Below are 17,060 nucleotides of genomic sequence, written 5' to 3'. Positions count from 1 at the left end.
GGTGATCAGCGGGGCAGGGCTCGGGCCAGCGGCACCGGGGTCGACTGCCCAGGCCAACGGCCGGTCAGGGTGGCGGCGGCCGGCCCGTCGTCGGGCAGTCCGGCACCGGACAGCCGGCGGGCGACGAGCAGGTCGACGGTGTCGGTGCCGATGCTGGTCGGGTCGCCGTCGCCCACCTGGCGTACCGCGCCGACGACGGGGGCCCCGACGTTGCCGGTGCCGGCCACCGTCATGGACGGCTCGCGGACTTCCCGCACTCCGTCGATCTCGAAGTACTCCTGCGCCTGACCGGTGCCGGTGAGGATGGCGGCGGCCAGGGCGGCGGCGTAGACCGGGTCGCCGCACCCGTCGTAGACCCAGCGGGGGCCGAGCACCGAGTGGTGGGTGGTGCCGACCAGCCACTCGTCGGCGTCGGCCAACGGCGCGTCCCGGTAGGTCAGCGGGACCTGGTAGACCGGGCCGGCGTCGACCCGTACCAGGATCGTCTCGATACCGACGGCACCGGCGGGGTCGTCGAACCGGTAGGCGGCCACCCGGACCGGCTCGCCGGCCGCCGGCCCGGAATACCAGCGCCGGCCCGGCAGCCAACCGGCCAGGAGTTCGAGTTTCGTGGGGCGGATCTCCGCCTGGTGCAACAACGCCATGATCACATCCTAGGAGTCGGCACACCGACCGCCGCACCCGTCACGCGGGCCCGGCCCACCGACCCGCGCCCGACCCGGGTTGCCGTGGCGGGTGGCCGGTCAGGACGGCCAGGCGCGGGCGAGCAACTCGCGGGTGTCGGAGAGTAGTTGCGGGAGCACCTTCGTCCGGCCGATCACCGGCATGAAGTTGATGTCCCCACCCCACCGGGGCACCACGTGCTGGTGCAGGTGGGCGGCGATGCCGGCGCCGGCCACCCCGCCCTGGTTCATCCCCAGGTTGAACCCGTGCGCGCTGCTGACCTGCCGGACCACCCGCATCGCGGTCTGGGTGAACGCCGCCAGCTCCACCGTCTCGGCCTGGTCGAGTGCGGTGTAGTCGGCCACGTGCCGGTAGGGACAGACCAGCAGGTGCCCCGGGTTGTACGGGTAGAGGTTGAGCACCGCGAAGACGTGCTCACCCCGGGCCACCACCAGGCTCCGCTCCGGCGGCAGGCCGGGGGCCAGGCAGAACGGGCAGCCGGCGGGCTCCTCGTAGCCGCCCTCCGGCCGGTCCCCCCCGGAGATGTAGGTCATCCGGTGCGGGGTCCAGAGCCGGTCGAGCCCGTCCGCCAGGCCGTCGTCCGCCGGGCCGTGGTCCGTGTCGCCGTCGAGGTGCCGCTCCGCCCCAGTCACACCGCCGATCCTACGATCTCCCGCGCCGACCGCCACCGGCCGTGGGTACGCGGCCGGTGGCGGGCCGGGGTCAGCTGCCGGCGGACGGCCCCGAGTTGGTACGCGAGGAGACCACGTCGAGCACGTGGGCGACCGCCTCGGCGACCGGCACCCCGTTGCGCTGGGAACCGTCGCGGTAGCGGAACGACACGGTGCCGGCGGCGACGTCGTCGTCCCCGGCGATCACCATGAACGGGATCTTCTGCTGCTGGGCGGTGCGGATCTTCTTCTGCATCCGGTCGTCACCCGCGTCGACCTGCGCCCGGATGCCTTCGGCGCGCAGCGCCGCGACGAAGCCGTGCAGGTATTCGGTGTGGTCCTCGCGGATCGGGATGCCGACCACCTGCACCGGCGCCAGCCAGGCCGGAAACGCCCCGGCGTAGTGCTCGGTGAGCACCCCGAAGAACCGTTCGATCGACCCGAACAACGCCCGGTGGATCATCACCGGCCGCTGCCGGCTGCCGTCGGCCGCCTGGTACTCCAGGCCGAACCGCTCGGGCAGGTTGAAGTCGACCTGGATGGTGGACATCTGCCAGGTCCGGCCGATGGCGTCCTTGGCCTGGACGGAGATCTTGGGGCCGTAGAACGCCGCGCCGCCCGGGTCGGGCACCAGGGTGAGGCCGGATTCCTCGGCGGCCGAGCGCAGCGCCTCGGTGGCCCGCACCCAGTTCTCGTCGGTGCCGACCGACTTGTCCGGGTTACGGGTGGACAGTTCGAGGTAGAAGTCGTCCAGTCCGTAGTCGCGCAGCAGCTCCAGGACGAAGGCGAGCAGCGACTTCAGCTCGCCGGCCATCTGCTCCTCGGTGCAGAAGATGTGCGCGTCGTCCTGGGTCATGCCCCGGACCCGGGTCAGGCCGTGCACCACGCCGGACTTCTCGTACCGGTAGACCGTGCCGAACTCGAACATCCGCAGCGGCAGCTCCCGGTAGGAGCGGCCCCGGGACCGGAAGATCAGGTCGTGCATCGGGCAGTTCATCGGCTTGAGGTAGTAGTTCGCCCCCTCGACCTCCATGGGGGGGAACATCCCGTCGGCGTACCAGTCGAGGTGCCCGGAGACCTCGTACAGGTGGCCCTTGGTGATGTGCGGGGTGTTGACGAACGAGTAGCCGGCCTGCTCGTGCTTGATCCGGGAGTAGTTCTCCATCTCCCGGCGGATGATGCCGCCCTTGGGGTGGAAGACCGCCAGGCCGGAGCCCAGCTCGTCGGGGAAGCTGAACAGGTCGAGGTCGACGCCGAGCTTGCGGTGGTCGCGCCGGGCGGCCTCCTCCAGCAGCTTCAGGTACGCCTTCAGTTCGTCGCGGGTCGGCCAGGCGGTGCCGTACACCCGCTGGAGCTGTGGGTTCTTCTCCGACCCCCGCCAGTACGCGGCGGCCGAACGCATCAGCTTGAACGCGCCGATCAGCCGGGTGTTCGGCAGGTGCGGGCCCCGGCACAGGTCCGACCAGCAGACCTTGTCCTCACCGGCGGCGAGGTTGTCGTAGATGGTCAGCTCGCCGCCGCCCACCTCCATCACCTCGCTGGTGTCCAGCCCCTCGCCCTTGACCTCGATCAGTTCGAGCTTGAACGGCTCGGCGGCCAGCTCGGTGCGGGCCTCGTCCAGGCTGTCGAAGCGGCGGCGGCGGAACCGCTGGCCGGACTTGACGATCTCCTGCATCCGCTTTTCCAGCTTGGCCAGGTCGTCGGGCTGGAACGGCTTGTCGACGGCGAAGTCGTAGTAGAAGCCGTTCTCGATCGGCGGGCCGATGCCCAGCTTGGCCTCGGGGAAGACGTCCTGCACGGCCTGGGCGAGCACGTGGGCGGTGGAGTGCCGCAGCACGTTGAGCCCGTCCGGCGAGTCGAGGCTGACCGGCTCGACGGTGGTGTCCTCGGCCGGGGTCCAGTCCAGGTCGCGGAGCTGGCCCTGCGGGTCGCGGACCACCACGACCGCCTTCGGGCCGGCGGCGGGCAGCCCGGCCGCGGCCACCGCGTCGGCCGCCGTCGTCCCGGCGGCGACGACGACGGGGTCGGCCACGACGGGGGTACGGGGTGCGGACACGGTGAACTCCTCAACGGCAGGCGGCACGGATGGGCCGGACGCGCCGGCTGCTTCGATGCTATCGGTCCCGCCGTCGCCCCCGGTCGCCGGGAAAGGAAGCCCGGTCGCGGTATCGACCCGCACCGGCGTTGAACCTTTCCGGCCCGCCGTCCGAACTACCAGGTGTGGCCGGAGCCGGTGTCGGCCGCGGCGAGACGGATGGGGGCGGAAGATGGCGACGACCCGTGGTGGCGCCCGGCGGCGTCGGAGCGTGCTGGTGCTGGCGGCGGTGGCGGCCGGGGTGTTCGGCGCCCCGACCGCGGCGTCGGCGGACGGGGTGACGTCCAGCCCGGGTCAGGCGGTGCAGGGCGACGCGGTGGAGTTGACCTTCGTGGTGCCCGAGGAGCGGCCCGGCGCGCGCACCGAGAAGATCGAGTTCAGGCTCCCGCCGGACGCCCCGATCGGCGAGGTCTACCCGCTGTCGGTGGACGGCTGGGCACCGCTGATCACCTCCCGCGACCTGGACGCGCCGGTCGCCGGGATCCACGCCCCGTCGGTGAGCACGGTGACCTCGGCGGTGGTCTGGACCCGGGGTGCCGGACCGGCGGTGTCGGGTCCGGCGCGGCTCTCGGTGGCCATGGGCCCGCTGCCGCAGCTCGACCGGATGACCTTCGAGGTGGTGCAGACCTACTCCGACGGCACGGTGGTGCGCTGGGCCGACCCGGTGGGGGGTGGGCATCCCGCTCCGACGCTGGCACTGGTGCCGCCCGCCCCCGGTGCCGCCCCCGGGCACCACGGCGGGGCGGCCGACGCGACGGACGCCCAGTCCGCCCCGGACGCCGCCGCACGGACGGAGGGCGGGGGCGGCCCCAGCGCCGACCTGCTGCTCGGCGGCGGCCTGCTGGTCGGGTTGGGCGGCGGCGCGGCGATCGGCTGGGTGGCGAGCCGCTCCCGCCGTCGGGCCGCCGCCGACACGGAGCCCGCCGGGGACACGGAGCCCGCCGGGGCCGACGACCCGACGTCGGACACCGACCGCGCCCCGGTCGGGCGCACCCCTTCCGACCGGGGCTGGCGGCTCGACGAGCACGTCCCGACCGACCACGCCGACACCAAGCAGGTGGCAGCACGCTGAGCACCGACCGGACCGCAGCACGCCGAGCGCGGAACGGCTGGCGGCCCGCCGAGCGGCGAGGGGCTGGCAGCACGCAGAGCGCCGACCGGACCGCAGCACGCTGAGCGCTGAGCGCGGAACGGCTGGCGGCACGCTGAGCGGTGGGCAGCCGGCAGCACGCTGAGCGCCGACCGGGCCGCAGCACGCTGAGCGGGCGGTCTCAGTCCAGCCAGGCGGGGAGCGCCTCCCGGGCGGCCACCCAGTCGGTCGGCACCCCGCCGGGCGTGCCGACCCCGGTGTGGCCGCCGATGATCCCGCCGACGATCGCTGCGGTGGTGTCGACGTCCCCGCCCGCCTCGACGCAGGCACGGATGGCGGCCGGGTAGTCGGCCAGGTGGGTGGCGACCACCCAGAGGGTGAAGGCGACGGTGTCCTGGGCGGTGACCCGGGAGCCGTTACCCAGGGCCGCGACCGCTTCGTCGAGGGGGCGGCCGAGCAGACCGGCCGCCCGGCGTGTCCCCCGGTGCACCTCGGTGCTCGGGTCGAGGGCCCCGGCGACGGTGGCGAGCAGCCGGGTGACGTCGGGACGGTGCTCCCCCTCAAGCCGGGTCCGGGCGGCGAGTGAGGCGGCGACGGCCACCGCCACCGCGCCCGCCACCCCCTCCGGATGGGCGTGGGTGACCTCGGCGCTGGCGCGGGCCCGGGTCGCCGCCCGGGTGGTCGAGTCGGCGTACCACGCGCCGAGCGGGGCGACCCGCATCGCGGCGCCGTTGCCGCAGGAACCCTGACCGTCGAAGGCCGACGCGGCGGCCACCGGCCACGGGGTGCCGGTGCGGATCAACCGCAGGATCGTCACCGCACCCGGGCCGTAGCCCCGGTAGGGCTCGGCCCGGGTGGCGAAGGCCAGCGCCAACCGGTCGGGGTCGACGTCGCCGTGGGTGGCGAGTTCGGCAAGTACCGAACAGGCCATCTCGGTGTCGTCGGTCCACTGCCAGGGCGGCGGGGGCAACCGGCCGGCCGCGAGGTCGTCGGGCCGCCGGCCCGGGACGAAGAACTGGGAACCGAGGGCGTCGCCGACGGACAGCCCGGCCAGGCTGTCCCGGGCCAGCGCCAGCCGTGCGTCGGGAAAGAGGGTGAACGGCATCGTCGTACCAGTTTGCCCGGTTCACGGGTCCGTCGCAACGCACCCGACTTGCCACGGGCAGTACGGTGCTGACGTGGCCACCGTGCTCCTGGTCGAAGACGACCACGTCGTCCGCGGCGCGATGCTGCGCTCGCTCAGCGAACGGGGGCACGCGGTGCACGCGGTCGGGACAGCCCTGGACGCGTTGCGCCGGGTCGCCGCCGAGACCCCCGATCTGGTCGTGCTCGACCTGGGCCTGCCCGACCTGGACGGTTCGGACGCGTTGCGGATGCTGCGCGGCATCACCGACGTACCGATCATCATCGCCACCGCCCGCGACGACGAGCAGTCGGTGGTCCGGCTGCTGCGGGCCGGCGCGGACGACTACATGGTCAAGCCGTTCACCGGCGCCCATCTGGACGCCCGGATCACCACCGTGCTGCGCCGGGTCGGCCGGGCCAGCCGGACGGTGGCCCCGGCCGTGCACACCGTCAGCGGCCTGCGGGTGGACGTGGGCGAACGCAGTGCGGTGCTCGACGGGGAGCCACTGGCGCTCACCCGCAAGGAATTCGACCTGCTGGCGTACCTGGCCGCACGACCTGGCCGGGTGGTGTCCCGGCGGGAGCTCTTGGAGGAGGTATGGCGCCAGCCGTCGGTCGGCGAGGACCAGACCATCGACGTGCACCTGTACTGGCTGCGGCGAAAGATGGGCGAGTCCGCGGCGAAGCCGCGCTACCTGCGCACCGTGCGGGGGGTGGGGTTCCGGCTGGTGGCCCCCGACTGAGGTCGGCGCTGGCCGCCCTGACGGCCGGCATGTGCGCGCTGGTCGCGTCGGCGTTCCTCGTTCCGCTCGGGCTGACCCTGCGCGGTGAGGTCCGGGAGGAGGCGCTGGCCGACGCGGCGCGACGCGGCGCGATGGTCACGGGCGCGCTCGCCGTCAGCACCGCCCCGGCGACGGTCCGCCGTGCGGTCGAGGCCACCGGTGACGACCCGGCGACCCGGCCGGTGGTGCACGGCCTGGCCGGGGAGCAGCCCGCCGGCCGGGCCTCCGCCGAGGATGTGGAGCGGGCCCGCGCCGGGGAGCAGTCGCGGGTCGTCGACGTCGATGGTGGGCTGGTGCGGCTCGACCCGGTGGTGCTCGACGGCCGGGTCGCCGTGGTCGAGGTCTTCGTGCCCGCCGCCGTCCTCGACGAGGGGGCGGGTGGCACCTGGCTGCTGCTCACCGGGGTGGCCGTGGCACTGGTCGGCGCGGCGGTGGTCGTGGTGGACCGGGTCGCCGCGCGCGCCGTCGACTCCACCCGGGGGCTGGTCCGCGCCGCGCTCGCCGTCGGCGACGGTGACCTGGGGGTACGGGTCGAGCCGAGCGGTCCCCGTGAGCTGGCCGAGGCCGGGTACGCGTTCAACCGGATGGCCGACCGGCTGGTGGCGGCCCGCACCGACGAGCGGGAACTGGTGGCGGACCTGTCGCACCGGCTGCGTACCCCGTTGACGGTGTTGCGGTTGGACGCCGAGGGGCTGGACTCCGACGACACCAGTGTCGGCTCGTTCAGCCCGGCGGAGCTGGACCGGCGGCGCACGATCCGGCGGATCCGGCAGGCGATCGTCACCCTGGAGGGCGAGATCGACGTCCTGATCAAGACGACCCGTAAGTCCGTCGCGCACGAGGCCGGGCCGGCCGAGTGTGACGTCAGCGAGGTGGTCCGGGACCGGATGGTGTTCTGGGCGGCGCTGGCCGGCGACCAGAACCGCCCGCACCGGGTCAGCGGCGCCCAGTTCCGGATTCCGGTGCTGGTGCCCCGGGCCGAGCTGGCCGCCGCCCTGGACGCGGTGATCGGCAACGTCTTCCGCTACACCCCGCAGGGCACCGCGTTCGAGGTGGCCGTCTCCCGTCGGGACGGTTACGTGGCGATCCGGATCGACGACGCGGGGCCGGGCATCGCCAACCCGGACCGGGCGTTGCGGCGTGGTGCCAGCGGCCAGGGCTCGACCGGGCTGGGGCTGGACATCGCCCGGCGGGTGGCGTTGCAGGCCAACGGCTCGGTGAGCCTCGACCGGGCCCGGCTGGGCGGGGCGAGTGTGGTGATGCTGCTGGCCGATCCGCAGGCGACGCCCCGGCAGGTCAACCGGTTCGGTCTGGTGGGCCGGATGGCACGCGAGGCACGCGAGCAGAAGGGTGGCCGCCGCTGGCCCCGGCCGCGTCCGACCGACGACTGAGCGCCGCCTCCGGGCCGGGTCGCGCCGGCCGTGACTGTGCTGCGGCGCAAGGTTTCCTTAGATCCGGATTAACGACGGCGACGCGGGACGTGCCGGCTGACAGGATCTGTCCGAACCCATCAGTTCCACCGGCCTGTCGCCCCTGACACCCACCGGCCGGTGGATCGGTACGCGCGGCGGGGGCACGGTCCCCCACACCAGCTCCCGCCGCGTGTACACCACTTCTCCCGACCCCGTGGTGGGTCAGTGGGCCGCCACGAAGGCGTCGATCTCGGCGACGATGCGGGCCTGGCCGGCCGGGTCGAGGAACGAGGCGGACACCGCTTCCCGGGCCAGCGCGGCGAGGCCGTCCGGTCCGGTGTCGAGCAGTCGGGCGGCGACCGCGTACTCGTCGTTGAGGGTGGTGCCGAACATCGGCGGGTCGTCGGAGTTGATGGTGACCCGTACCCCCGCGTCGACCAGTTGCCGCAACGGGTGCTCCTCGATCCGGGCGACGGCCCGGGTGCGCACGTTGGAGGTCGGGCAGACCTCCAGCGGGATGCGCCGCTCGGCCAGGTGGGCGAGCAGCTCCGGGTCCTGCGCGGCGGAGATGCCGTGGCCGATCCGCTCGGCACCCAACTCGCGCAGGGCGTCCCAGACGGTCTGCGGGCCGGTGGTCTCCCCGGCGTGCGGGACCGAGTGCAGCCCGGCCGCCCGTGCCTGGTCGAAGTACGGCTTGAACTGCGGCCGGGGTACGCCGATCTCGGGGCCGCCGAGGCCGAAGGCGACCAGCCCGTCGGGGCGCTCGTCGAGGCTGATCCGCAGGGTCTCCTCGGCTGCCGGTAGGCCGGCCTCGCCGGGGATGTCGAAGCACCAGCGCAGCGCGATGCCGAAGTCGGCCTCGGCGCGGCGGCGGGCGTCCTCGATGGCCTCGCAGAACGCCGGTGCGGGGATGCCCCGGCGCACGTGCGAGTAGGGGGTGACGGTCAGCTCGGCGTAGCGGACCTGCTGGCGGGCCAGTTCGCGGGCCACCTCGTGGGTGAGCAGCCAGACGTCGTCGGGGTCGCGGATCAGGTCGACGACGCTGAGGTAGACCTCGATGAAATGGGCGAAGTCGCGGAACGCGAAGTAGTCGGCGAGGGCGTCCGGGTCCGCCGGGACGGGGCTGCGTCCCTCGTGCCGGGCGGCCAGTTCGGCGACGATCCGGGGGGACGCGGAGCCCACGTGGTGCACGTGCAGCTCCACCTTGGGCAGTTCGGCGATGAAGGCGGACAGGTCGGTCACTGCTGCTCCTCTTGACGGGCACCCGTGCGGGCGACCACGAAGATCCGACGGAACGGGAAGTACACCTGACCCTGCCGTACCGGGTACGCGTGGGCCAACCGGGCTGCCAGCGTGGCGCGGAAGTCGGCCAGGGCGGTGTCGTCGAGCACCGCCCGCACGGGGCGCAGGGCGGTGCCGTCCAGCCAGCTCAGCACGGGGTGTTCGGCGTCGGCACCGGCGGGCAGCAGGTGCAGGTAGGTGGTTTCCCAGGCGTCGACGGCGCAGCCGGCGGCGGTCAGCGCGTCGGCGTACCCGATCGGGTCGTCGACGGGGTCCTCGCGCAGCAACGGCCGGACGGTGGCCGCCCAGCGGGGGTCTTCGGCGACCTCGCGCAGCGCCCGGTGTGCGGGGCCGGCGAAGTTGCCGGGGACCTGGAAGGCGAGCCACCCACCGGGCGGCAGTGCGCCGGCCCAGCGGCGTAGCAGGGCCGGGTGGTCGGGCACCCACTGGAGCACCGCGTTGGCGACCAGCACGTCCACGTCGGGGGCGGGCCGCCAGTCGGCGACGTCACCGACGGTGAAGTCGACGGTGGTGTCGAGCGTGCGGGCCCGGTCGATCATCTCGGGGGACGAGTCGAGGCCGGCGATCCGGGCGGCCGGCCAGCGGTGGGCGAGGGTCGCGGTCAGGGTGCCCGGCCCGCAGCCGAGGTCGACGACGGCGCGTGGGTGCTCCGCCCCGACCCGGGCGAGCAGGTCGTGGAACGGCCGGGACCGTTCGTCGCCGTAGCGGAGATAGCTGGTCGGGTCCCACATGACTGCCCCCATACCGTACGTACGTTTTGTTGCGACGGTACGGCCCACGCTGCGCCCCGGCAACCTGGTCACTAGGCTTCACCACATGGAACAGCGCAGCTTCGACCGGCTCGGCCGGCAGGTGGGTGTGGTCGGTCTCGGGGCCTGGCAGCTCGGCGCGGACTGGGGACAGGTCAGCGAGAGCGACGCCCGGGCCGTCCTCGACGCCGCCGTGGAGTCCGGCGTCACCTTCCTCGACACCGCCGACGTCTACGGCGACGGCCGCAGCGAACAGCTGATCGGGCGGTTCCTGCGGGACAACCCCGGGCACGGGCTGACCGTCGCCACCAAGATGGGCCGCCGGGTCGAGCAGACGCCGCAGGCGTACACCCTGGACAACTTCCGGGCCTGGACCGACCGGTCCCGGGCCAACCTCGACGTGGACACCCTCGACCTGGTGCAGCTGCACTGCCCGCCGACCGAGGTCTTCGCCGACGACCGGGTCTTCGACGGCCTCGACACCCTGGTCGCCGAGAAGCGCATCGCCGGGTACGGCGTCAGCGTCGAGACCTGCGACCAGGCGCTCACCGCGATCGCCCGGCCGGGGGTGGCCAGCGTCCAGATCATCCTGAACGCGGTCCGGCTCAAGCCCCTCGACGAGGTGCTGCCGGCCGCCGCCGCGGCCGGCGTCGGGATCATCGCCCGGGTGCCACTGGCCAGCGGCCTGCTCTCCGGCCGCTACGACGAGCACACCACCTTCGCCGCCGACGACCACCGCACCTACAACCGGCACGGGGAGAGCTTCGACGTCGGCGAGACCTTCTCCGGCGTCGACTTCGACCTCGGCCTGACCGTGGTGCGTCGGCTCGCCCCGCTGGTCGGCGACGGACGCACGATGGCCCAGTTCGCCCTGCGCTGGATCATCGACCAGCCCGGGGTGACCGTGGTCATCCCCGGTGCCCGCAACCCGGAGCAGGCCCGCGGCAACGCCGCCGCGGCCGACGCCCCCGCGCTGACGGCGACCGAACTCGACACCGTCCGGTCGGTCTACGACGAGCTGGTCCGCCCCCGGGTGCACGACCGGTGGTGAGCCACGCCGGCCGGGTCGTCGCATCGGCCCGGCCCGGCCCGCATCCTGGTGACCGGGTCGGCTCCGACCCGGGGAGGGGGGACCGGTGAGAGGGTGGCTCACGCTCACCCTGGGCCTGCTGGCCGTGGTGGTCGGTGCCGTCTGGACCGTCCAGGGCCTCGGCTATCTCGACGGCAGCCTGATGAGCGACCAACCGTTCTGGGCCGTCGCCGGGGTGCTGCTGGTGCTGGCCGGGCTGGTGCTGCTGCGGCGCGGCCTGCGCGCCCGCCGGCTGCCCTGACCCGGGCAGCCGCGCGATGCGGAAAGCCCCGCGTCCTGAGGTGGACACGGGGCTTCTCGTTGATCCGGCTGGCCGGATCACCCGGGCTGGCGTTAGCCGACCGGCTTCGCTCAGAGGGGGCGGACCTGCTCGGCCTGCGGACCCTTCTGACCCTGGGCGATCTCGAACTCCACCCGCTGGTTCTCCTCCAGCGAGCGGTAGCCGCTGGACTGGATCGCCGAGAAGTGGACGAACACGTCAGCACCCCCGCCATCGACGGTGATGAAGCCGAAGCCCTTGTCAGCGTTGAACCACTTCACGGTTCCCTGCGCCATGTGTATCTCCTTCTAAAACTGGCGGCCGAGCACGCCGTGCGGCCGATTGGCCGTTTCGAGCAGCGGTGACCCGGGCAGCCGCCCACGAGGGGAAGACCGCTCCGTGCCGACGCCGTCTCGCAACAGCGGGGATCAGCAAACCACGTACCCAAAAACTCTGCACAGCCTAATCGACGAAATTCTTCGACATGTGACCTGACGGATGCCCGACGATTGCTGACCGGCTCGGCAAAGCCAGGCAAAAGGCCCCCCGCCCGTCGATGGGTCGGGGGGCCACAGGTCGTCGTCACCGGACCGGAGGGCCGCCGTCGTGGCTGGCGCGGTCGCCGCGCCGGCCACGGTGGCGCGCACCGGGACGGGTCAGTCGGGCCAGCGCCCGGTCAACCGTCGTACGCCGACCGCGCCGCCCCGGTCCACCGCCGCCCGGACGACGGAGAAGATCGCCCCCTGCAACGCCGCCGCCGCGAGGATCTCGCCCCAGCGGCGGTCCTCGTCGGTCGGGTCGGGTGCCTCACCGTCCCCGGCGGTCGCCTTCCACACCTGCCGGAAGATCGTTCCGGCCAGCGCGCCGGCCGCCAGTCCCAGCAACACCCCGACCGGCTTGTACGCGGTCCTGCTGATGCCCTTGCTCACCTGCGCCTCCCCCGAATGATCAACAACACCACCACCGCGGCCACCGCACCGGCCGCTATCGTCGCCCACGGCACCGGATCGCGCCGGACCGCCACCGACGTGTCGTACGCCTGGGCCCGCGCGAGGTCGACACCCTGCGCCGCCTGGCCCCGTACCCGAGCCACGGTCAGCGCGGCCTGCTCACGCACCCGCTCCTTCGCCTGCTCCGCCGAGTCCTTCAACCGGGCCTTGACGTCGGCCTTGGCGGCCAGCATCTCCATCGTCTCGCCCAACTCCACCCGGGTCCGCCGGATCTCCTCGCGCAGCGCCTCGGTGTCTCCGGTCCCGTTGCCGTTGCCGTTGCTTCCTGTCGTGCCGGTCATGCCCGTCCCCTGTCCTTCACCGCGGCGGTGACGGTGTCCACGTCCGCGCGGACACTACGCACGGTCGCCTCCGGCATCGGGGGGACCGCCTGGCTGACCTGCTTCTTCCCGACCAGGGCGAGCACCCCGGCGATGAGGAAGAGCACCACCGCCACGATCAACGCCGCCGCCCAGGCGGGTAGCACCAGAGCCAGCAGCAGGATCGCGGCGGCGACCAGTGCGCCGAGCCCGTACAGGGCCAGCGCCCCGCCCCCGCCGAAGAGGCCGATCCCGATCCCGGCGTGCCTGCCCTTCTGGGTCAGCTCCGCCCGGGCCAGGGCCAACTCGTCCCGGACCAGTCGGGAGACCTGCTCGGTGGCCCGCTGCACCAGTTCGGCGGTGGACGGCTCGCTCCCGGTCCGGGACGTACGGTGGTTCGCGACGTCAGCCATGCTGTCCTCCTTTCGTCATCACCGCGCTGTATGCCCGGAGCCGCCGTCCGTCAATCCTGCACACGGTGACCAACCACATCTGACCCCAGGTGGGCCCGGATCGTCCGGCGAAACGCGGAAGCGGGACCGACACAGCCCCCGCGACCAACTGTCACGGGGGCTGTGTGACGGCCCGGCGGCGGCCGGCGGCACTTCCACCCGGCTCAGCGCCGGCCGGCGGATCGGCTCAGCGGCGGCCGGCGACACCATGGTCGGCACCGACGACGACGCCGTCGCCGCGGGCGTCGCCGTCGGGACCCACGAACGCCTCGCTGCGGGCGTCGCCGTCGTCGCTGCCACCGAAGACCCGGGCGTCGTCGGGCACCTCGCCCTCGGACCGGCGGCGGGCCGGCCGGCGCGGCTGCACCCACTGCCAGGGCAGGCTGCCCGAGGAGTCCCCCAGCTCGGTACGGGTCCGGGGCAGCGCGGTGGGGCGGTGGTCGCGGACCCAGCCGACCAGGTGCTCGCGCACCAGGCAGCGCAGGTCCCACAGGCTGCCGGCGTCGGCGGCGCTGACCAGGGCTCGTACCTTGATCGCGCCGCCGGTGGCGTCGGTGACCTGGAGCACGCAGACCCGACCGTCCCACAGGTCGGTGCTCTCCACCAGCCGACGCAGCTCCTCCCGCATCGACTGCACCGGCACCGACCAGTCGAGGTGGAACTCGGCGGTGCCGAGGACCGCCGCCTCGGTCCGGGTCCAGTTCTGGAACGGGGTGCTGGTGAAGTAGGAGGTGGGCAGGATCAGCCGCCGGTCGTCCCAGATCTGGACCACCACGTAGCTGAGCGTCAACTCCTCGATCCGGCCCCACTCCCCCTCGACCACCACCACGTCGTCGAGGCGGACCGCGTCGCTGAAGGCGAGCTGGAGGCCGGCGATGACGTTGCCGAGCAGGCTCTGCGCGGCCAGCGCGGCGACCACACCGACCAGGCCGGCGCTGGTGAGCACGCCCGCGCCGATGCCCCGTACCGCGGGGAAGGTCATCAGCATCACACCGACGGCGAGCACGACGATCACCACGATCGTCAACCGGCGCAGCAGCACCACCTGGGTGCGTACCCGCCGGACGTGCCGGTTGTCGGGCACGTCGACCCGCAGGAAGCGGGCCAACGCGGTGTCCTCCGCCACCACCAGCAACGAGGCGACCAGCCAGGCCACCGCGGCGACCACCCCCAGCACCAGGATGTGCAGCACGGCCTGCCGCCACCCGGTGCCCACCGCGTAGCCGGTGGTCCAGCGGACCGCGAACTGGACGGCCACCACCGTGCCGGCGACCTGCAACGGCCGGTGCACGTGTGCGGTCAACTCGGTCATCAGGTGGGACCGGCGGCCCAGCCGCCGGATCACCCGGTGTACCACCTCGACGAGCAACAGCGCGATCGCCGCCGCGGTGGCCGCGGCGGCGATCGTCTCGAGGTAGTCCTGCACGTGGTTGTCTCCCTCCGGCCGGGCTGATCGCAATCGGGCAAAGGCCCAATGGTGCCCGGCGTTTCCGGTATCGACCAGGCTCAGATCTTGCGGAACCGGGACTGGAAGAAGCAGTAGACCCCGAAGGCGGCGATGCCGAGCGCCATCAGCGCCAGGATGAACGGCCCGTACGGCTGGTCCCGCAGGGTGCGCAGCGCGGCGTCCAGGCCACGGGCCTTCTCCGGGTCGTAGTTGATCGCCGCGACCACGATCAGCAGGCCGGCGACGGCGAACACCGCACCCCGGGCGATGTAACCGGCCATGCCCAGCCGGCGGACCGTCTGCCGGGTCTTGCCGTTCATCTCGTTGGTCTTGAGGTTCCGCTCGAACTTCTTCTTGTAGCCGTAGATCACCATGCCGATGCCGACGGCGGCGAGCACCAGGCCGGCGAACCCGACCAGACCACGGCCGCCGCTGGAGGCCATCAGCTTCTCGCTGAACTGCTCCTGCTGGTCGGCGCTGTTGGAGCTGGCGTCCTGCACCACCTTGATCGAGGTCCAGGCGAGCCAGAGGAAGACGACGGTACGCACGACCGAGGCGATCCGCTCGAAGAGACGTTCCTTGCCGCGCTTGGCGTGGTGGCCGACGGCCGCCTCCAGCGCCTGCCAGATGGCCATCGCGATCAGGCCGACGGCGATCGCGATCAGCAGGAACTTGCCCATCGGCTGGGCGCCCAGGGCGCGCAGGGCACCGTTCTGGTTGCCCTCCTCGCCGGAGCCGGCGAAGGCGATCTGGAGGATGACCCAGGCGAAGAGCAGGTGGACGATCCCGTAGCCGATGAAACCGGCCCGGGCGAGGAGTTCCAGCCAGCGGCTGTCCGCGGTGCGGCTAGCGGTGGCTTGGGCGTTCCGGGTGAGAGACATGGGCCCACAATCTCCGTTCGGGAAGATCCCCAAACGTGGTGCCGCCGGCCCGGGGCAGGTCAGCTGCCGGCGTTGCGCGACACCCGGATCTGCACCTGCTGGTCGGTGACGCTGTCCAGGGTGACCGCGAAACCGCCCACCTCGGTGGCCTGCTGGCCGATGGTCAACGAGAGCTGCTCGCCGGCCACCTCGACGGTGACCTGGTCACCCTGCGCGCCGATCAGCTTCGCCTCGACGCCGAGGATGGAGGCGCGGGCGTCGACACCCCGGTCGAAGGTGACCGTGCAGGCGTCCAGCCCGCAGTCGGTGTCGGCGCCGTCCGAGCTGCATCCGGCCAGCACGGCCACGCCGAGCGCCAGGCCGGCCAGCAGGCCGGCGGTCCGACGGAGGGGGGTGGGGGCGGTGGCGCTTCGCTTCGTCACCCCACCAAGGGTACGAGACGTGGCCCAGCCCACCACCCGGGTGGATCTCCGGCCTGGTGGCGGGCGGGCTAGGGTCCCGGCATGCCGATCGACATCACCCGGACCCGGGCCGCGTACCCCGCGCTCGCCGAGGGCTTCGCCCACTTCGACGGTGCCGGTGGCACCCAGACCCCGCAACCGGTGATCGACGCGGTGGCCGACGCCATGCGCCTCGCGGTGGGCAACCGCAGCACCGCCTCCGTGCCCGGCCGGCGTTCGCTGGAGCTGGTGACGCAGGCCCGCACGGCGGTGGCCGATCTGCTCGGCGGCGCACCGGAGGGGGTGGTGCTGGGGTCGAGCGCGACGACGCTGACGTACACCCTGGCCCGGACGCTGGGTGCGGACTGGGGTCCCGGGGACGAGGTGGTGGTCTCCCGGCTCGACCACGACGCCAACGTGCGGCCCTGGGTGCAGGCGGCCGAGGCGGCGGGGGCGACCGTCCGCTGGGCGGAGTTCGACCCGGGCACCGGTGAACTGCCCGCCGGGCAGTTCACCGACCTGGTCGGCGAGCGGACCCGGCTGGTCGCGGTGACCGCCGGCAGCAACGCCACCGGCACCATGCCGGACGTGGCGGCGATCGCCGCGGCGGCACACGCGGTCGGCGCGCTGGTCTGTGTGGACGGGGTGCACTCGGTGCCGCACGGTCCGACCGACCTGGCCGCCTCGGGTGCCGACTTCCTGGTCACCAGCGCCTACAAGTGGTCCGGGCCGCACCTGGGGGCGGTGGTGGCCGACCCGGCCCGCTGGGCGGGGCTGCACCCGGCCAAGCTGATCCCCTCCTCCGACGCGGTGCCCGACCGGTTCGAGGCCGGCACCCCGAGCTTCCCGCTGCTCGCCGGGGTGGCCGCCGCCGTCGACCACCTGGCCGGGCTGGACCCGACGGCGACCGGGGACCGCCGGTCGCGGATCCGGGCCGGCCTGGCCGCCGCCCAGGCGCACGAGGGGTCGGTCTTCGCCCGACTGGCCGCCGGGCTGGCCGCCCGCCCGGCGGTGACCGTCCTGCCGGCCGGGGCACGCCGCTGCCCGACGGTGTCGTTCCGGCTGGCCGGGTGGACGCCGGCCGGGCTGGCCGCCGCGCTCGGCGCCGCCGGGCTCTGCCTGTCCAGCGGCGACTACTACGCCTACGAGTACTTCCAGGCGCTCGGGTGGCGCGACAGCGGCGGTGCCGTCCGGGCGAGCGTCTACCACTACAACACCCTCGACGAGGTGGACCGGTTGCTGGCCGAGCTGGACCGGCTCACCGACCAGGGGGAACCGGCGGCCCGCTGAACC

At 73.5% G+C, this 17,060-nt stretch carries 19 protein-coding genes; 6 read left to right on the top strand and 13 right to left on the bottom strand.

Translation table 11 applies throughout. The features are described 5' to 3' along the window. Positions 1 to 5: 5 nt before the first annotated feature. From JQN83_RS24075 to thrS, 3 genes are all read right to left on the bottom strand, one after another. A complete protein-coding gene (locus tag JQN83_RS24075) occupies positions 6 to 644 on the bottom strand; it encodes a CG0192-related protein (RefSeq protein ID WP_208569429.1) in 639 nt (212 codons plus the stop codon). 99 nt (positions 645 to 743) lie between these two features. Beyond that, a complete protein-coding gene (locus JQN83_RS24070) occupies positions 744 to 1,316 on the bottom strand; it encodes an HIT family protein (RefSeq protein ID WP_372444113.1) in 573 nt (190 codons plus the stop codon). 70 nt (positions 1,317 to 1,386) lie between these two features. Further along, a complete protein-coding gene (gene thrS, locus JQN83_RS24065; protein ID WP_208569428.1) occupies positions 1,387 to 3,390 on the bottom strand; it encodes a threonine--tRNA ligase in 2,004 nt (667 codons plus the stop codon). A gap of 211 nt (positions 3,391 to 3,601) precedes the next feature. Between thrS and JQN83_RS24060 the strand changes: the two genes are divergently transcribed. After that, positions 3,602 to 4,501 carry a DUF1775 domain-containing protein gene (locus JQN83_RS24060; protein WP_208569427.1) on the top strand — a complete coding sequence of 300 codons (900 nt, stop codon included), beginning with the start codon at positions 3,602 to 3,604 and terminating at the stop codon, positions 4,499 to 4,501. A 199-nt stretch (positions 4,502 to 4,700) separates the two neighbouring features. On the opposite strand, the gene JQN83_RS24055 is transcribed toward JQN83_RS24060, so the two are convergent. Then, positions 4,701 to 5,624, bottom strand: a complete 924-nt coding sequence (locus JQN83_RS24055; RefSeq protein ID WP_208569426.1) for an ADP-ribosylglycohydrolase family protein — start codon at positions 5,622 to 5,624, stop codon at positions 4,701 to 4,703. 73 nt (positions 5,625 to 5,697) lie between these two features. Here JQN83_RS24055 and JQN83_RS24050 point away from each other — a divergent pair, with 73 nt between their 5' ends. Further along, entirely contained in the window at positions 5,698 to 6,387 is a 690-nt protein-coding gene (locus JQN83_RS24050; protein ID WP_204961325.1) for a response regulator transcription factor, read from the top strand. A gap of 29 nt (positions 6,388 to 6,416) precedes the next feature. Next, positions 6,417 to 7,817 (top strand): HAMP domain-containing sensor histidine kinase, encoded by a 1,401-nt coding sequence (locus tag JQN83_RS24045; RefSeq protein WP_208569425.1) that lies wholly within the window; start codon positions 6,417 to 6,419, stop codon positions 7,815 to 7,817. A gap of 243 nt (positions 7,818 to 8,060) precedes the next feature. Here JQN83_RS24045 and JQN83_RS24040 read toward each other — a convergent pair whose 3' ends face one another. After that, entirely contained in the window at positions 8,061 to 9,080 is a 1,020-nt protein-coding gene (locus tag JQN83_RS24040) for an adenosine deaminase (protein ID WP_208569424.1), read from the bottom strand. Continuing rightward, the gene (locus JQN83_RS24035; RefSeq protein WP_208569423.1) at positions 9,077 to 9,871 is read right to left on the bottom strand and encodes a trans-aconitate 2-methyltransferase; all 795 of its coding nucleotides are present in this window, start codon (positions 9,869 to 9,871) and stop codon (positions 9,077 to 9,079) included. Before JQN83_RS24035 ends, JQN83_RS24040 begins: the two co-directional genes overlap by 4 nt. 85 nt (positions 9,872 to 9,956) lie before the next feature. On the opposite strand from JQN83_RS24035, the gene JQN83_RS24030 reads away from it, so the two are divergent. Together JQN83_RS24030 and JQN83_RS24025 are read left to right on the top strand one after the other, a co-directional pair. Continuing rightward, positions 9,957 to 10,940, top strand: a complete 984-nt coding sequence (locus JQN83_RS24030) for an aldo/keto reductase (RefSeq protein ID WP_208569422.1) — start codon at positions 9,957 to 9,959, stop codon at positions 10,938 to 10,940. Between the two features lie 85 nt (positions 10,941 to 11,025). After that, positions 11,026 to 11,220 carry a hypothetical protein gene (locus tag JQN83_RS24025; RefSeq protein WP_208569421.1) on the top strand — a complete coding sequence of 65 codons (195 nt, stop codon included), beginning with the start codon at positions 11,026 to 11,028 and terminating at the stop codon, positions 11,218 to 11,220. A gap of 110 nt (positions 11,221 to 11,330) precedes the next feature. On the opposite strand, the gene JQN83_RS24020 is transcribed toward JQN83_RS24025, so the two are convergent. From JQN83_RS24020 to JQN83_RS23990, 7 genes are all read right to left on the bottom strand, one after another. Next, on the bottom strand, positions 11,331 to 11,534 hold the full coding sequence (locus JQN83_RS24020; RefSeq protein ID WP_067306996.1) for a cold-shock protein: 204 nt from the start codon (positions 11,532 to 11,534) through the stop codon (positions 11,331 to 11,333). 360 nt (positions 11,535 to 11,894) lie between these two features. Next, a complete protein-coding gene (locus tag JQN83_RS24015) occupies positions 11,895 to 12,167 on the bottom strand; it encodes a DUF4235 domain-containing protein (RefSeq protein ID WP_208569420.1) in 273 nt (90 codons plus the stop codon). Beyond that, positions 12,164 to 12,529: a DUF3618 domain-containing protein gene (locus tag JQN83_RS24010; protein WP_208569419.1), complete on the bottom strand. Its 366-nt coding sequence runs from the start codon at positions 12,527 to 12,529 to the stop codon at positions 12,164 to 12,166. The genes JQN83_RS24015 and JQN83_RS24010 overlap by 4 nt, the downstream gene beginning before the upstream one ends. Next, positions 12,526 to 12,960: a phage holin family protein gene (locus JQN83_RS24005; RefSeq protein ID WP_208569418.1), complete on the bottom strand. Its 435-nt coding sequence runs from the start codon at positions 12,958 to 12,960 to the stop codon at positions 12,526 to 12,528. The genes JQN83_RS24010 and JQN83_RS24005 overlap by 4 nt, the downstream gene beginning before the upstream one ends. Before the next feature lie 226 nt (positions 12,961 to 13,186). Further along, a complete protein-coding gene (locus JQN83_RS24000) occupies positions 13,187 to 14,425 on the bottom strand; it encodes a mechanosensitive ion channel family protein (protein WP_208569417.1) in 1,239 nt (412 codons plus the stop codon). A gap of 80 nt (positions 14,426 to 14,505) precedes the next feature. Continuing rightward, positions 14,506 to 15,327, bottom strand: a complete 822-nt coding sequence (locus tag JQN83_RS23995; protein ID WP_208569416.1) for a DUF1206 domain-containing protein — start codon at positions 15,325 to 15,327, stop codon at positions 14,506 to 14,508. Positions 15,328 to 15,386: 59 nt separating this feature from the next. After that, complete coding sequence (locus JQN83_RS23990; protein WP_208569415.1) at positions 15,387 to 15,749, bottom strand: hypothetical protein; 363 nt, start codon at positions 15,747 to 15,749, stop codon at positions 15,387 to 15,389. A gap of 81 nt (positions 15,750 to 15,830) precedes the next feature. On the opposite strand from JQN83_RS23990, the gene JQN83_RS23985 reads away from it, so the two are divergent. Then, positions 15,831 to 17,057: a cysteine desulfurase-like protein gene (locus JQN83_RS23985; RefSeq protein WP_208569414.1), complete on the top strand. Its 1,227-nt coding sequence runs from the start codon at positions 15,831 to 15,833 to the stop codon at positions 17,055 to 17,057. Positions 17,058 to 17,060 lie beyond the last annotated feature (3 nt).

The sequence above is a fragment of the Micromonospora antibiotica genome (assembly GCF_017599305.1).
GTDB lineage: Bacteria > Actinomycetota > Actinomycetes > Mycobacteriales > Micromonosporaceae > Micromonospora > Micromonospora antibiotica.
Note: the sequence above shows the minus strand (reverse complement) of the source record. Positions and strands in the feature narration are given on the sequence as shown.

Bases quoted from the DNA above. Each gene is read 5' to 3' on its own strand.
- JQN83_RS23995 (WP_208569416.1), bottom strand. From the start codon at position 15,327: ATGTCTCTCACCCGGAACGCCCAAGCCACCGCTAGCCGCACCGCGGAC.
- JQN83_RS24020 (WP_067306996.1), bottom strand. From the start codon at position 11,534: ATGGCGCAGGGAACCGTGAAGTGGTTCAACGCTGACAAGGGCTTCGGC.
- JQN83_RS23985 (WP_208569414.1), top strand. From the start codon at position 15,831: ATGCCGATCGACATCACCCGGACCCGGGCCGCGTACCCCGCGCTCGCC.
- JQN83_RS24030 (WP_208569422.1), top strand. From the start codon at position 9,957: ATGGAACAGCGCAGCTTCGACCGGCTCGGCCGGCAGGTGGGTGTGGTC.
- JQN83_RS24035 (WP_208569423.1), bottom strand. From the start codon at position 9,871: ATGTGGGACCCGACCAGCTATCTCCGCTACGGCGACGAACGGTCCCGG.
- JQN83_RS24055 (WP_208569426.1), bottom strand. From the start codon at position 5,624: ATGCCGTTCACCCTCTTTCCCGACGCACGGCTGGCGCTGGCCCGGGAC.
- JQN83_RS24075 (WP_208569429.1), bottom strand. From the start codon at position 644: ATGGCGTTGTTGCACCAGGCGGAGATCCGCCCCACGAAACTCGAACTC.
- JQN83_RS24010 (WP_208569419.1), bottom strand. From the start codon at position 12,529: ATGACCGGCACGACAGGAAGCAACGGCAACGGCAACGGGACCGGAGAC.
- JQN83_RS24005 (WP_208569418.1), bottom strand. From the start codon at position 12,960: ATGGCTGACGTCGCGAACCACCGTACGTCCCGGACCGGGAGCGAGCCG.
- JQN83_RS24045 (WP_208569425.1), top strand. From the start codon at position 6,417: ATGTGCGCGCTGGTCGCGTCGGCGTTCCTCGTTCCGCTCGGGCTGACC.
- JQN83_RS24060 (WP_208569427.1), top strand. From the start codon at position 3,602: ATGGCGACGACCCGTGGTGGCGCCCGGCGGCGTCGGAGCGTGCTGGTG.